This window comes from Insolitispirillum peregrinum, assembly GCF_900156605.1.
Taxonomy (GTDB): domain Bacteria; phylum Pseudomonadota; class Alphaproteobacteria; order Rhodospirillales; family Rhodospirillaceae; genus Insolitispirillum; species Insolitispirillum peregrinum.
The window spans coordinates 594,064-606,185 of record NZ_FTOA01000002.1 but is presented as its reverse complement, the minus strand read 5'-3'; the positions used below and the strand labels follow the sequence as shown (position 1 = coordinate 606,185).

The 12,122-nt window shown below is 61.4% G+C and carries 11 protein-coding genes; 7 read left to right on the top strand and 4 right to left on the bottom strand.

Going from position 1 to position 12,122, the window contains the following annotated elements; all coding sequences use genetic code 11:
* Window positions 1-356 precede the first annotated feature (356 nt).
* Entirely contained in the window at window positions 357-2,594 is a 2,238-nt protein-coding gene (locus BW995_RS06720; RefSeq protein WP_076399393.1) for a primosomal protein N', read from the bottom strand.
* A 144-nt stretch (window positions 2,595-2,738) separates the two neighbouring features.
* On the opposite strand from BW995_RS06720, the gene fsa reads away from it, so the two are divergent.
* The 4 genes from fsa (at window position 2,739) to BW995_RS06700 (ending at window position 6,829) form a co-directional block, all read left to right on the top strand.
* Entirely contained in the window at window positions 2,739-3,401 is a 663-nt protein-coding gene (gene fsa, locus BW995_RS06715; protein ID WP_076399392.1) for a fructose-6-phosphate aldolase, read from the top strand.
* 4 nt (window positions 3,402-3,405) lie between these two features.
* Complete coding sequence (locus BW995_RS06710) at window positions 3,406-4,137, top strand: DUF484 family protein (RefSeq protein WP_076399391.1); 732 nt, start codon at window positions 3,406-3,408, stop codon at window positions 4,135-4,137.
* Window positions 4,122-5,069, top strand: coding sequence for a tyrosine recombinase XerC (locus BW995_RS06705; RefSeq protein WP_076399390.1), 948 nt, complete (start codon window positions 4,122-4,124; stop codon window positions 5,067-5,069). The genes BW995_RS06710 and BW995_RS06705 overlap by 16 nt, the downstream gene beginning before the upstream one ends.
* Window positions 5,070-5,599: 530 nt before the next feature.
* Window positions 5,600-6,829: a porin gene (locus BW995_RS06700; RefSeq protein WP_076399389.1), complete on the top strand. Its 1,230-nt coding sequence runs from the start codon at window positions 5,600-5,602 to the stop codon at window positions 6,827-6,829.
* Window positions 6,830-6,910: 81 nt separating this feature from the next.
* Here the strand turns inward: BW995_RS06700 and cobB are convergent, their stop codons facing one another.
* On the bottom strand, window positions 6,911-7,633 hold the full coding sequence (gene cobB, locus BW995_RS06695; protein WP_076399647.1) for a Sir2 family NAD+-dependent deacetylase: 723 nt from the start codon (window positions 7,631-7,633) through the stop codon (window positions 6,911-6,913).
* Window positions 7,634-7,860: 227 nt separating this feature from the next.
* Here cobB and BW995_RS06690 point away from each other — a divergent pair, with 227 nt between their 5' ends.
* Genes BW995_RS06690 through BW995_RS06680 form a run of 3 tightly spaced genes read left to right on the top strand, consistent with a single transcriptional unit; the run spans window position 7,861 to window position 10,070 of the window.
* A complete protein-coding gene (locus BW995_RS06690; protein WP_076399388.1) occupies window positions 7,861-8,400 on the top strand; it encodes a low molecular weight protein-tyrosine-phosphatase in 540 nt (179 codons plus the stop codon).
* Between the two features lie 3 nt (window positions 8,401-8,403).
* The gene (locus BW995_RS06685; RefSeq protein ID WP_076399387.1) at window positions 8,404-9,132 is read left to right on the top strand and encodes a class I SAM-dependent methyltransferase; all 729 of its coding nucleotides are present in this window, start codon (window positions 8,404-8,406) and stop codon (window positions 9,130-9,132) included.
* A 41-nt stretch (window positions 9,133-9,173) separates the two neighbouring features.
* The gene (locus BW995_RS06680) at window positions 9,174-10,070 is read left to right on the top strand and encodes an EamA family transporter (RefSeq protein ID WP_076399386.1); all 897 of its coding nucleotides are present in this window, start codon (window positions 9,174-9,176) and stop codon (window positions 10,068-10,070) included.
* 93 nt (window positions 10,071-10,163) lie between these two features.
* Here the strand turns inward: BW995_RS06680 and BW995_RS06675 are convergent, their stop codons facing one another.
* Together BW995_RS06675 and phaR are read right to left on the bottom strand one after the other, a co-directional pair.
* Window positions 10,164-10,562, bottom strand: coding sequence for a helix-turn-helix domain-containing protein (locus BW995_RS06675; protein WP_076399385.1), 399 nt, complete (start codon window positions 10,560-10,562; stop codon window positions 10,164-10,166).
* 529 nt (window positions 10,563-11,091) lie between these two features.
* Complete coding sequence (phaR, locus tag BW995_RS06670; RefSeq protein ID WP_076399384.1) at window positions 11,092-11,694, bottom strand: polyhydroxyalkanoate synthesis repressor PhaR; 603 nt, start codon at window positions 11,692-11,694, stop codon at window positions 11,092-11,094.
* Window positions 11,695-12,122 lie beyond the last annotated feature (428 nt).

The window sequence follows — 12,122 nt, the reverse complement described above, 5'->3', positions numbered from 1 at the left end:
CCGAGTGGCGGAAGTAGTCTCTAACCAACTGTTTTTTCATTAATTTTTGGCGCCGTGTTGACAAGTTCCCCCTGCGGCGCGTGAGGTAGTTAACATAATGGGATGGTCCTTGCAAGCCATAGCGGCCCGATCCCCCTGTGGAAATCACCAGATTTTCGTTTCAGCAACCCGCCGTGAAGGCCGGTAAAGCCTGAATTTGATGCGCCGCGGCAGGCCGTTGGTGCAACGCCAAATGAACTGCCGTTCCCCCACCCGGCCACCCTACCCCGTCGGGCAGGAAACCCACCTGCCCCGCATCCTTGCGAATTCTTCGCAAGGGAAGTCCCGGTAACCTTATCAAATATAAGACTTCCTCCTTACAAGAAACTGTAGGGATCGACATCGACCTGGATACGGACAGAGGATGGACACTGTTGTTGCGACAACCATTGACGCATCAGGGTCTGCACTTTGACGGTCCGCGGAGCCTTCAGCAGCAACCGCCAGCGATGGCGGCCACGCAATACGGCCAGCGGAGCCGCCGCCGGACCCCAGATTTCCACCCCGGACGCCCGCGGAGCCGTCGCCGCCAGCCGGTTTGCCACCGACTCGACAGCCGCCGGCTCAGGACCACTGACCACCACCGCCACCATCCGCCCGAAGGGCGGCATTCCCAACTGTCGCCGGGCTTCGGCTTCGGTCTGCAGGAACAGGGCGGCATCGCTGCTGATCATCGCCTGCAACACCGGATGATCCGGCTGATAGCTTTGCAACAGCACCCGCCCGGGCTGCTCGCCACGCCCGGCACGCCCGGCCACCTGCGACAGCAACTGGAACGTCCGTTCGGCAGCACGCAGGTCACCTCCAGACAATCCCAGGTCGGCATCGACCACCCCGACCAGCGTCAACAAGGGAAAGTGCAACCCCTTGGCCAGCACCTGCGTTCCGATCAGCAGATCAATTTCATGGGCGGTCACCTGTCGCAACAGCTCGGCCACCGCCGCCGGGCCGCCCAGTGTATCCGACGCCACCAGCGCCACCCGCGCCTCGGGGAATCGCGCCCGCGCCTCTTCCGCCACCCGCTCGACTCCGGGACCACAGGCCGCCAACTGCCCTTCCTCGCCGCACGACGGGCAGGCGCGGGGACTCGGGGCCTGATGGCCACAATGATGGCAGACCAACCGCCCCTGCGCCCGATGTTCGACCAGCCAGGCGGTACAGTTCGGACATTGCAACCGATGTCCGCACGCCCGGCAGAGGGTCAGCGGCGCATACCCCCGCCGATTGAGGAACAGCATCGCCTGCTGACCGGCGGCCAGCGTGTCGCGAATGGCCTGCACCAACCCCGGCGCCAGCCAGCCCGGCCCCCAGTCTCCGGCTTCGGGCGGCGTTTTGCGCAGGTCAAGAATCGACATTTCCGGCAGCACCGCCCCCCCGTGGCGGCTGGGCAGGTCAACCTTGCGGTATCGCCCGGCCTCGACATTCAGCACCGTTTCCAGCGATGGCGTGGCCGAGGCCAGAATGGTCGGAATCCCTCCCAGCTGCCCGCGCACCACCGCCATGTCGCGGGCGTGGTAGATCACGCCTTCTTCCTGCTTGAACGCCCCCTCGTGTTCTTCATCAACGATGATCAGCCCCAGATTGGCATAGGGCAGGAACAACGCCGAGCGGGCCCCGACCACCACCTTTGCCCGTCCCTCGGCCACCGCCCGCCAGGTCCGGCGGCGGCGGGCGGGGGTGAGTTCGGAATGCCACTGGCTGGGAGGTGCCCCAAACCGTCCGGCAAAGCGGTGCAGCCACTGGGTGGTCAGGGTGATTTCCGGCACCAGCACCACCACCTGCAATCCTTGCCGCAGGGCGGCGGCGATGGCTTCGAAATAGACCTCGGTTTTCCCCGAGCCGGTCACCCCCTGCAACAGGGTGGTGGAAAACCCCGCCCCCAGCGACTCGACCAGAACCCTGGCGGCGTCTTGCTGCAAATCCGATAACTGCGGGCCGGGATGATCGCCATCGGCCTGCCGCTCGTCATCGCGTGCCGCCAATGATACCGACTGCAACACCCCGGCTTCGGCCAGTCCCTTGATGACGCTGCTACCCACCCCGGCGGCTTGTGCCAGATCGGCGGTGCTGAGGGGAACGCCCGCACTGGTCACCTCCAGCACCCGCTGGCGGGCCGGGGTCAGGCGCAGCAGACCGGCGGCCTCCTCCAGCCCCATCGCGGGCAGCCAGCCGTGTGCCAGCGCCGGAGCCTCCAGCGCCTCGGCCACCGGGATCACCATCCGCAACACGGCGCCCGGTGCCGACAGGGTATAGGACGCCACCCAGTCCACCAGCCGCCGCGACACCTCGGGCAGGCGCGGCGCCCCGGCGATCCGCCCCAGCAGCGCCTTGATGCGGCCAGCCGCCACATCCCCGCGCCCCGGCCCCCAGACCACGCCGTTTTCCTGCCGTTTGCCCAGCGGCACCCGCACCACATCCCCGGCCACCACCTGTTCGCCCTCGGGCACCCGGTAGTCATAGGCCCCGACCAGCGGCAACGGCAGCAGCACCGCCACCACCTCATCGGCCCGAAAGACCTGCTCTGCCGTTTCGACCACCGTCACAGACAACACCATTCCTTTTCGTCACCATGCCGCCCCTGCTGCGTACCGGTTGGCGGGGCCAGCGCGATACGCTACAGTTTCCCCCTGCCCCCCGCTACCCCAAGCCGGTCGGCCCGGCGTTTTCCCGCTCCTTTTTCGCAAAGGTCTTGCAGTGCCATGAAGTTCTTTATCGATACGGCTGATCTGGACGAAATCCGTGACCTCGCGGCCACCGGGCTGGTTGATGGCGTGACCACCAACCCGTCGCTGGCTGCAAAGTCGGGGCGGAAGTTTACCGACCTGATCCGCGATATTTGCGCCGTCGTCCCCGGCCCGGTCAGCGCCGAAGTCACCGCGCTCGACTTCCCGACCATGATGAAGGAAGCCGCCGTCCTGCGCGCCATCGCCCCCAACGTGGCGATCAAGGTGCCGCTGACCCCCGACGGGCTGAAGACCTGCAAGGCGATCAGCGACGACGGCGGCATGGTCAACGTCACCCTGTGCTTCTCGGCCGGACAGGCCCTGCTGGCCGCCAAGGCCGGGGCGACCTTCATTTCGCCGTTCGTCGGCCGACTGGATGACATCTCGCAGGATGGCATGGGCCTGATTGCCGAGATCCTAGAAATTTACCGCAACTATACCGACCTGAAGACGCAGGTGCTGGTGGCCTCGATCCGCCATCCGCTGCATGTGACCGAGGCCGCCCGTCTGGGGGCCGATGTCGCCACTCTGCCGCCCAAGGTTTTGCGCCAGCTTTATGCTCACCCCCTGACCGACAAGGGCCTCGAAGGCTTCATGGCCGACTGGGCCAAAAGCGGTCAGTCGATTCTGGAGTCCTGATCCCGTGGCATCGTCCGATACCCGTTCCACCCCCTCTGCCCCCCTCAATCGCGAACAGGTTGAACGCTATCTGCGTCAACATCCCGACCTGCTGCGCGATGCCCTGCCCGACCTGCTGGCCGACCACCCGGACATCACCTATCATACCCTTGCCGCCACCCTGCCCGAGCGCGAGCTGGGCAGAAACGTGGTCGACTTTCAGGCCCACAGCCTGAAACACCTGCGGCAGGAAAGCGAAGTCCTGCGCGTCGGGCTGGAAGAAATGATGGATACCGCCCGTGCCAACCTGTGGCTGCAATCCTGCACCCATCAGGCAGTGCTGGCGGTGTTGCGGGCTGACAGCTTTACCGATCTGGCCCGCATCATCACCGACGAGGTTCCGACCCTGCTGCGCACCGACATGGCGATGCTGAGCTTTGAGCCCGGTCTGCCAAAGAACGCCGCAGTGGTGGTGCAGGAAGTCCCGCGCAGCTTTATCGATTCGCGTCTGGGGGCTGACGAACGGTTTGCCCTGCGGCCATGGATCGAAAACGAACCGATGCTGTACGGCTCCAACGCCGCTGGCATCTGTTCCGATGCCCTTGCCCGTCTGTCCTTTGGCGAGGACCTGCCGGAAGGATTGCTGGTACTCGGCAGCCGTGCGAGCGAGAATTTCTACCCCGAGCAGGGCGTCGAGCTGTTCGGATTTTTCGCTGATGTCGTCGAGCAGTGTGTGCGGCGATGCCTCTGCCGCTGATCCTGTTTTCCTGCGCCCCGGACCTCGAGGCGCTGATCGGCGACTGGCGCGCATGGATGGCCGCTGAAAAGCGGTCCTCAAAGCATACCCTTGATGCCTACAGCCGCGATCTGGCCGCCTTTCTGCGTTTCCTGACCGACCATCTGGGAGAGCGCCCGACGCTGGCCCGGATGGCCGAACTGGACGCCGCAGACTTCCGCGCCTATCTGGCCGTCCGCACGCAGGAGGGCCTGTCCCGCACCTCGCTGGCCCGGGCGATGAGCACCCTGCGCGGCTTTTTCAAATGGGCCGACCGGGCGGGGACTCTGCACAATCCGGCGATCACCACCGTTCGCACCCCGCGCCCACCCCGCCATGTGCCGCGTCCGCTGGCCGAAGACGAAGCGGTCGAAGCCCTGTCCGCCGCCGCCGAAATTCAGGACGAGCCATGGATGGCTGCCCGCGATGTCGCCCTGTTCGCCCTGCTGTACGGCTGTGGTCTGCGTCTGGGCGAGGCTCTGGAGTTGAATGTCGCCAACCAACCGCTGGGCGACACCATGGTGATCACCGGCAAGGGCAACAAGCAACGCCTGCTGCCGGTGTTGCCGCTGGTGCGCGATGCCATTGCCGCCTATCTGGATCAGCGCCCGTTTCCGCCTCTGCCCGAGTCCCCCCTGTTCATCGGGGCCCGTGGCAAACGCCTGAACCCCGGCGTGGTACAGCGGCAAATGCGGCGCTTGCGGGTTCTGCTGGGCCTGGGGGAAACGGCCACCCCGCACGCCCTGCGCCACAGCTTTGCCACCCACCTGCTGGCCAAGGGCGGCGATTTGCGCACCATTCAGGAGTTGCTGGGGCATTCGTCCCTCAGCACCACCCAGCGCTATACACAGGTTGACAGCGCCAAGCTGATCGCCGTCCACACGGCGTCACACCCGCGCGATCACAAGGAATGAGCAGGCATAAAGGCGGCCATCAGAGAATTTTGCGATTTATTCGCATCTCTGTCATTTTTTAATTGCGAGTGCCTCTTAATTGCGCTAATTATAAGCCCACAGCCCCTCTGGGGGTTGACCGGTTCGACAGGCTTTCTCCGCGACACTCTGCGATGGTCTCCTGTTGGCCACCCTGTTCCAGACTCCCTTGATAGTGATCCGTCTTCCCGGCGGATCACTCTTTTTTTGTGCTCTGCACCAGCATCCCGTGCGCCGGGCTTGTCTGGATTGATCCTGCCTGTCTGCAAAAGCGACGAATCAAGAGTGTCTTTCATGCAACAGGTTTACGGACATTTGCTAGGCAGCCGGTCTGCCGTGCTCAATTCACTTGCATCGCTACCGCAATCGCACAAAAACTTGTCCGTGAAGAATCCATGACGCCAGTCTGCGCCCCATCGTCACCACGCCCGCCAGTGTGGCATGACGATGATGACAGCCACCCTGAACGGGGACACCGACGCGGCTCGGGATAAGAACGAGGAGATAGAGACGTGAAAAAGACTTTTGCTTTCGCCGGCGCCCTGACCGCCGTTGCCACCGTGATGGCCGTTGCTCCGGCTTTCGCTGCTGATCCGATCAAGTTGTCGGTTGGCGGCTATGGTTCCGTGCTGGTTGGCTATGCCTCGCAGGACGACGACTTCACCAAGGCCACCGGCCGTGAAGTGACCGGCGTTGACGTCAAGGGCGACAACGAAATCCACTTCAAGGGGTCGACCACCCTCGACAACGGCCTGACCGTTGCCGTGAAGTACGAAATCGAAGCCGGTGGCCGTTCGGTCAACAATAACGACACCGTCGACTCTGCTGACACCTACAGCATCTCGGTCGGTGGCGCGTTCGGTACTATCGTTGCCGCTGCTGACGGCACCGCCCTGTCCGCCATTGCCAAGGGCGCCCCGGTTGTCGGTGGCCGTCTGTTCAATGCCGGTCTGGACGAAAACGACCTGACCGCTGGCGCATATGTCCTGAAGCCGAACTCCGGCAACTTCTCCGCTGTTGATGCCACCTTCATCAACACCTCGGGCGATTCGGAATCGATCAGCTACATCTCGCCGGCGATCGCGGGCTTCACCTTCGGTGCCTCTTATGTGCCGGACGTGAACGGTGACGACAACCCGGCCCAGCCGAGCAGCCTTCCGGCCGCTGCCGGTTCCAACGAAGGCTATGGCGTTGGCCTGGCCTGGGACGGCGAGCTGAGCGGCGTCACCATCGGCGTCGAAGGTGGTTATCTGTGGGCTGATGCAGGCCCGAACACCACCAGCACCGCCAATGTCAACGGCGCGTACAACGCCGGTCGTGAAGAATGGCAGCTGGGCGCTCAGATCGGCTATGCCGGCTTCAGCTTCGGTGGCGCCTATCGTGACATCAGCCAGGACCGCAAGGCCGCCAACGGCCTGACCCTCGCCGGTCAGGGCCTGCGTGACGAAGTCAACGGTCGCGCCTGGGAAGTGGGCGCTGCCTACAAGACCGGCCCGTACGGTGTCAGCCTGTCGTACCTCGACAGCTCGATGGAAAACAGCGAGCGGAACGTCTCTGACGACAGCATGAAGATCTGGGAACTGGCCGGTGAATACACCATGGGCCCGGGCGTTGCGCTGGTCGCCGGTGTCGGTCACGTCGATTTCGAAAACGGCGTTGCCGCTGGTTCGAACAGCACCGTCGTGAACAGCAACGAAAACAGCGGCTGGGTGGTTGCCACCGGTCTGTCGCTGACCTTCTAATCTTTCCTTACGGAAAGTTTGGCAGGGTTGCCGGGAAAGGGGTCACCAACAGGTGGCCCCTTTTCTTTTGCCCGCGTACAATTACAAACGATACGAACCGCTGAGGATTTCCTCGACAAAGGCCGGAACAATTCGGGTCGCCGGACCATAGCGTTTCTGGTCAAACAGGCTGGCCCCTTCACTGGGCTCCAGATTCAGTTCAATGGTGTCGCCCTGACCGCATCGCTGAACGTGATCAACAAAGCCCGCCGCCGGATAAACATTTCCGGATGTGCCAACCGAGATGAACAGGTCGCACTGCTCCAGCGCATGAAAAATGCGCGGCATTTCCAGCGGCATTTCCCCGAACCACACCACCCGCGGGCGCAGCAGCCCCGCCCCCTGACAGGACGGGCAGACATCGGCTTCGCTGAGGTCGCCGTCCCACGGCAACACCGCACCACAGGCTTCGCACTCGGCTTTCAACAATTCGCCGTGCATGTGGATCAGCGATTGCGAGCCGGCGCGCTCGTGCAGGTCGTCGATGTTCTGCGTCACCAGCAGCACTGTGCCGGGAAACTCCTGCTCCAGCCGGGCCAGTGCCCGATGCGCCTCATTGGGCTGGATCTCGGGTGAACGCAACTGCGCCCGGCGCGCATTGTAAAAGTCATGGACCAGCGCCGGATTCCGCTGGAAGCCCTCGGGCGTTGCCACATCCTCCAGACTGACCTGCTGCCACAGCCCGCCAGCACAGCGAAAGGTGTCCAGACCGGATTCCTTGGAAATACCCGCCCCGGTCAGGATGACGATTGATGGTTTGCTCATGGTCTGTCCTTCAGAAAAACAGGGATCAGGCATCGTGCGAAAAGTGACGTCTGCTTTCCACAAAAACGATTTCGCATTTCCCCCTTTGGCCGAAATCATCATACGATGTGTCCCTGTTCACGGCCCCCCCATGGTAAAACCATCGAAAACAACCGGCTGGAACACGCGGGGCATGCCCCTGCACATCAGGGAAGCGACGCCAGACAAGAACACATACGGGAGACACTATGGCAGACGCCATTTCCACCACCACCGAGCCCCCCCCAGACGGCGAGCCTGCCAAAGTCCGCGTCTTGTTTGTTTGTACCGGCAATATCTGTCGCTCCCCGACAGCAGAAGGCGTTTTCCGTCGGCTGGTGACCCAGGCAGGTCTTGACGCAACAATCCTGACCGACTCCGCCGGAACGGGCGGCTGGCACGTCGGACAACCACCGGACAGCCGGTCACAGGCCACCGCCAAACAGCGGGGCGTTGACCTGTCCGGGCAACGGGCCCGGCGGGTTTCCAGCGAAGATTTTCAGGATTTTGACTATCTGGTTGCGATGGACCGTGGACACCAGCAAGCCCTGTTGCGGCTGGCCCCCGAGGGGCAGGAACAGCAGGTTCACCTGTTGATGAGCTATGCGGGCGACCGCACCCTGCTGGACGTCCCCGATCCCTATTATGGCGGTGTGCATGGTTTTGACCATGTGTTTGACCTGATCGAGCGGGGCTGCAAGGGATTGCTGGCCCACATTCGTCATCAACACCTGCGAAAGCACGCCTGAGCCATGGGAGAACAGCGGTCCGGCCCCTTGCCTCTATCGGTTCCCTCGGCACTGGCCGACATTGCCTGGCGCTTTGATCAGGTGATCGAAAACCGGGGGGCGTCCTCCAGTGGTGTCGGCTGGAGCAGCCCGCAAGCACAAAGCCTGCGCTTTCAGGCATTGCTGCGTATTTTTGATCCGGCCTGCGGTATCCCGGACACCGCCAGCGTCCTTGATCTGGGCTGCGGGTATGGGGCGCTGTGGGCCGAACTGGCAGCCCTGTCCCACCCCCGGATCACCAGCTATGTCGGCTATGACATCTCGGCCTCGATGATCGCCCAGGCCCAACGATGCACCGATGACCCCCGCACCCGCTTTGTCCGCTCTGGCGTCCCGCAGGAAAACGCCGATTACGGCTTTGTCTCCGGGACGTTCAACTACCGGGCCAAGGCCGACCCCGAAGACTGGAAAAGCTATCTGCGCAGCATGTTTGCCCTGCTGGCCCGCCGCTGCCGCTGGGGGCTGGCGATCAATCTGCTGCACAGCCCGCGCCGCCGCCTGTCAGCACAGGGGTCCGCCACCATGTTCTACGCCGACATCGACGAATGGACCCGGGTGGCAAAGTCCGTTTGCAAGGGGGGAAGCGTCGAAGTCCTGACCGACTATCTGGACGATGACTTCACCCTGTTGATCCGCTTTCCCCCTCCCCCCGAAACGGGGAGAGTGCCAGATACGACTCGGCTTCGGGGCTGAAACACGCTTCACTGGAGCGGTCCCCCCTCACGAGGTCGCCGATGAGCCCGCTGCACTGCCTTGCCGCCATAACCGTTGCCCTGATCTGGGGGCTGAACTTCGTGGTCATCAAGGTCGGCCTGCATGATTTCCCTCCCCTGCTGTTTTCTGCCCTGCGCTTTCTGGTCGCCGCCGTGCCCGCGATTCTGTTCGTCGGACGCTGTGGCGTTTCATGGCGCCTGTTGCTGTTTATCGGCGTCGTGCTGGGAGTGGTGAAATTCAGCCTGCTGTTCCTTGGCATCCACCTCGGAATGGGGGCCGGGGTTGCATCGCTGGTGCTACAAAGTCAGGTCTTTTTCACCATCATCCTCGCCGCCCTGATCTACCGCGAGAAAATCGGCCGGTGGGATGCCGCGGGCTTGCTGTGCGGAGCCAGCGGGCTGCTGGTGATCGGCAGCCAGAGCGGGAACACCTCTTTGCCGTTGCATGCGCTGCTGCTGGTTCTGGCAGCGGCTTTGGCGTGGGCTGTTTCCAACATGGCGATGCGCCGCTTGAAAGGCGTCTCTCCGTTCCGCTTCATGGTGTGGGTCAGCGCGGTCCCGGTGGTCCCCTTGCTGATCCTCTCTGCCCTGTTCGAAGGCCCTTCAGCGCAGCAGGCCCTGACGCACCTCAACTGGTCCGGCATTGGGGCCCTCGCTTATGTCGGCTTGCTGTCGACCCTGTTCGGCTATGCCGTATGGGGCAAGTTGCTCAGCCTGTATCCGGCGGCAACGGTGACTCCCTTTGCTTTGCTGGTGCCGGTCTTTGGCTTGCTGGGGGGCTGGGCTTTTCTGGGGGAAACGCTGAGTGCTCCGATTGCTGCCGGGCTGGCTCTGGTGCTGTTCGGCCTCAGTCTGGGGGTCATCCGCCGGACTGTGGGGCGGCTACAGGCCAGACGCGGCACACCTGCTTCCCTGTAAAAAACGGGCGCCGCCCTTCTGCAAGAGCAACGCCCGTTTTCACTCAACAGTGAGGGCGAAAGTAATGCAGCTTTCGCTCACTGCCCTGTTTTCTTATTGCTCGTCATTCGCCAGCGCCCGCGCCAGTTGGCTCAAGGCCTCCTGATGACGTTCGTTGTGAATCTGGGCAAAGTTGCGCGCCAGTTCCAGGCACATGCGCTGACGAGGGTTCATGTCCTGCACGCCCGCATCGTTCAGCCCTTCATAGAAATAGCTGACCGGCACGTTCAGAACCTGCGCAATCTCATACAAGCGACCGGCAGAAATGCGGTTGATCCCACGTTCGTATTTATGGGCCTGTTGATAGGTCACGCCAATCATGTCTGCCATCTGCTGCTGGGACAGGCCCAGCATGATCCGGCGTTCACGAATACGCGTTCCGACATGACGATCGGTGTCTGTTGCCCTGTTGGTCGTCTTTTCCGACTTTGCTGACAACGTATCGGCAGCCATTAACATGGATGATCCTTTCCAAGATCGAATAGGTCCATTCACAAGAGCATCCGGCAGTTCTTCAGGACTGCTCGGACAAGATCCATTGACTCTTCTGGTTTGCTGGATGAGAGCCATTTGGATAAGGGTGCACTCACCGTAATGGGATACGACTTTCCAGTGCCCCCTGCAAGTCATCCACAAGGATGATAGAGGCACAAGAAAGATCATCGCCGCGCGGGCATTCAGCCCTTGATGTATTCTCTGTTATTATACGGACAAGATAATAAAATCCGTTCGTATCATTTTATATAAATTTATCACTGTTCTACGGATTAATACTAATTGTGTCCGTTTTGAATAGAAATATATAGTCGAAAAATTTGTGCAATTCATTTTTATTCAAAATAAATACACGATACCGTCAAAATGTAACCATACAAACATAAAGAAGAAAAGGCCACTGCCCCGGCATATATCAGGACAATGGCCCGGACTTACCTGACGGATAGTATCCCGCCCCCTTGTAAGGTCCAACAGTTGAGGCCGATCAGCTCTTTTTGGTGATCAGTGAATTCAACTGGGTCTGCATATCGTTCAATTTATTCTTTAATTCCCGGATGGTCGGGTCTTCGTTGCCGTCACCTGCTACCGCAGCTCCCTCTGCCGGGCGTCCTGCCCCCTTGGCACCGGCCTCCCCATAAAAGGGGGTGAACATCTTCATCGCATTCTCGAACAGCGCGACGTTCTGCTTGTTCATTTCCTCAAAATTCTGCAACGGAAAAATGCCTTCAAAGGCATTGTGCAGCAGCGACCGCATTTGTTCTTCATTGCGGGCAAAGGACTGCATGCTGTGTTCCAGATAGCGCGGAACCAGCCCGCCCAGACTGTCGCCATAAAACGAAATCAGCTGGCGCAGGAACCCGATCGGCAACAGGTTCTGCCCCTTGTTTTCTTCTTCGACGATGATCTGGGTCAGCACGGAGCGGGTGATGTCATCGCCGCTCTTGGCGTCATACACCACAAAATCCGTCCCGTCCTTCACCATCTGACACAGGTGATCAAGCGTCACATAACTGGAGGTTGCTGTATTGTACAGACGGCGGTTGGCGTATTTTTTAATGGTGATCGGGCCGTCTTTTGTCTCAGCCATTGATCCGTTTCCCCGCGAGAGCACGACCGCCAGAAAACCAGGGGGGCCGGTCCTCTGCGCGAACGTGCGTTAAAAACAAGGCTCCGCTTTTTCTGCATCCTGTTGCCATCCTGACCCGGTGCAGCAAGGCGAAACCGCCGGACAGTCTCTACCGGATCAGCTGTGTCCCAGCCCTGTCCGGCACCCTGTCATGGCACTGTCTGGCAGGGTACATCAAAAAATCGCGGAGGGATACCGCCTTGCAGCATCGCTATGCTGCGGTATAACAGCATTCATGTTGCGCAATATTTTGTGCACTGCACTACAATGGCAAATCATGATGCCTCGCACTCTTGCAACGAACAAGAACAGGACGCCCCCACCCCCCTCAGGCAGCCCCTGAACATTGTTTGTTGCTTTGATGCCGCTCCACCCTTGCCATTGCGTCT

Coding starts and splice junctions, on each gene's coding strand:
- BW995_RS06720 (WP_076399393.1), bottom strand. CDS start 2,594: ATGGTGTTGTCTGTGACGGTGGTCGAAACGGCAGAGCAGGTCTTTCGG.
- fsa (WP_076399392.1), top strand. CDS start 2,739: ATGAAGTTCTTTATCGATACGGCTGATCTGGACGAAATCCGTGACCTC.
- BW995_RS06705 (WP_076399390.1), top strand. CDS start 4,122: ATGCCTCTGCCGCTGATCCTGTTTTCCTGCGCCCCGGACCTCGAGGCG.
- cobB (WP_076399647.1), bottom strand. CDS start 7,633: ATGAGCAAACCATCAATCGTCATCCTGACCGGGGCGGGTATTTCCAAG.
- BW995_RS06690 (WP_076399388.1), top strand. CDS start 7,861: ATGGCAGACGCCATTTCCACCACCACCGAGCCCCCCCCAGACGGCGAG.
- BW995_RS06685 (WP_076399387.1), top strand. CDS start 8,404: ATGGGAGAACAGCGGTCCGGCCCCTTGCCTCTATCGGTTCCCTCGGCA.
- BW995_RS06680 (WP_076399386.1), top strand. CDS start 9,174: ATGAGCCCGCTGCACTGCCTTGCCGCCATAACCGTTGCCCTGATCTGG.
- BW995_RS06675 (WP_076399385.1), bottom strand. CDS start 10,562: ATGGCTGCCGATACGTTGTCAGCAAAGTCGGAAAAGACGACCAACAGG.
- phaR (WP_076399384.1), bottom strand. CDS start 11,694: ATGGCTGAGACAAAAGACGGCCCGATCACCATTAAAAAATACGCCAAC.